Annotated in this window: 1 protein-coding gene; it reads left to right on the top strand. The window is 61.6% G+C overall.

The features are described 5' to 3' along the window. Positions 1-24: 24 nt before the first annotated feature. Positions 25-2,217 (top strand): S-layer homology domain-containing protein (locus tag H6A16_RS10480; RefSeq protein ID WP_204618983.1); only part of this gene is annotated, 2,193 nt, incomplete at its 3' end.

Genomic DNA, 2,217 nt, shown 5'->3' with positions numbered 1-2,217 from the left:
TTCCTCACGGAAGGAGAAAGACGTATGACAGCTTGCGTCAACAGGAAGCACACCAAGAAGGTGGCTGCCGTCGTGACCGCGTCCCTGGTGGGCGCGCTCAGCCTCGGCGTGGCCGTCCCCGCGTTCGCCGCGGAGGGCGACATCGACCTGCAGGCAGAGGAGCTTTCCTCGGTCTGGGAAAGCACCGAGTTCACCTGGAACGTCGAGCCCGAGAAGGACGGTTCCTTCAAGCTCGAGACGGGCAACCCGCTTATCCTCAAGTCCGCCAAGGACATCAACGGGCCCGTCTCCATGGCCGACCTCACCGTCGTGTACGTGAAGGATGATGGCGACGGAAAGTTCAACCCTGCCGCCGACACAATCAAGGGCGCTTCTACCCCGAATGACGTCGACACCTACTTCGCTGTCGTCGTCAACGACAACTTCGCTGCCGCTGACATCACTGCCGCAGTCGGCAACAAGTTCGACACCCTGTATAGCGGCAAGGAGTACAAAGCGTTCAAGCTCCAGGTAACCGCTAAGAGCCTCGAGGGCTCCTTCGTATACCAGGGTGAGGACGTGAACGACCGCACGTTCATGTACACCGGCTTCGACTTCCGCGACGCCACCGACAGCGAGAAGAACAATATCCACGTCGCCGACCCCGATGGAAACCTTCTCGATGGCAGCTCCGACGTGGCCGTCAAGATCACGAACGCAGCCGGTCAGGATGTGACTAACGGTGGGCTGACCGATGCCGGAACTTATACCGTTACGCTCGAGCCGGTTGATAAGGACAACTCCGTCTACACGGATGTCTACACGTTCAAGTTTACCGTCGACAAGATCGATCTCGCTGATGCAGTCGTTGCGGTCGACCCCGTCGAGATTGCTGCCGCACGAACCCGCTTCAACAACGGCGAGCTTCAGCAGGCAGATGGCACCACTCATGTTTACGTAAACGGCGAGGAGGTCAGCACGAGCGTCCTTACCATCCAGGCTAGCAGGGTCGTGAGGAACGCTGACATTGTTGATGGCGAGAATTACCAGGGTGCCATCGCCGGTCGTGTTGAAGCCGTTGCGACTGCCACGCAGGGCGGCGGCAACAGGAATAACTTCGTAGATGGCAAAGCCCAGAAAGATGTCGTCTTCTATGTCGTCAATGAAGTGCTTCTCGAGTCGGCTGGCGACTTCGATGCGTTCTATGGCCAGGAGGACCTTGACGATACGCTCTACATCGACCTTGTCAAGGGTGAGAGCTTCGATCCGTCCAAGGTCTCGCTTGAGCGAAAGGTTGCAGGTAAGTGGGAGGTCCTCACGACTACTATCACCGTCGCCAAGGACGGCGAGGTCGTGACCGACTACTCCGAGCCCGGCACCTACAGCGTCCGCGTCGACATCGACGTGCCGGATGACCTGTCCTACGCGGGTTCTAAGACGTTCACGCTTGTCGTGATGGGCCGTCAGTACAGCGCCCAGCCCAAGGCATGGGCCACCATCGGCGGCAAGGACGCCTCCAACCCCGTCGAGTACAACGGCAAGGCGTTCACCCCGGTCGTCACCGTCAAGGACGGCTCCACCGTACTCACCGAGGGCGAGGACTACACAGTCGTCTACAAGGACGCCAAGGGCGGGGTCGTCGAGGAGATGGTCGAGCCCGGCATCTACACCGGCGTCATCGACTTCGGCCAGGCCAACTACTACGACCACGGGGTCGCCAAGGACGTCGAGAACATCGAGTTCCCCGTCAAGATCACCAAGGCGGAGATCGAGTCCGCCAAGGCCGACAAGGACGTCTACGACGTGAAGGGCGAGACCATCGCCCCGACCTTCACCGCCTACACCAACGAGGACCTCAAGGGCCTGTCGGTCGCCATCGACCCGGCCACCGCGGGCGCGACCTACCACAAGTGCAAGGTGGGCGCCGACGGCGAGCCGCTGTACACCTACAACTGGCGCACCCACGAGTGGGAGCTCCAGCTCGAGGCCGGCGACCTCGGCGCGTCCGACCTGACCGAGTCCGGCTGGTACGTGGCCGACCTGGTCGTCCCCGCCGACGACGCCCACTTCGAGGGCGACGTGACCTCCGAGCCCTTCCAGATCTCCGAGTACGCCAAGTTCTCGGACGTGGACGCCTCCGCCTGGTACGCCGACGCCGTCTACAACGCGGCCGACCTCGGCTACATGACCGGCATCTCCGGCACCGACCTGTTCATGCCCATGGCCGACATCACCCGC

Source organism: Collinsella tanakaei (genome assembly GCF_016900375.1).
Classification (GTDB): domain Bacteria; phylum Actinomycetota; class Coriobacteriia; order Coriobacteriales; family Coriobacteriaceae; genus Collinsella.
This window is presented reverse-complemented; position numbering and strand designations above follow the sequence as displayed.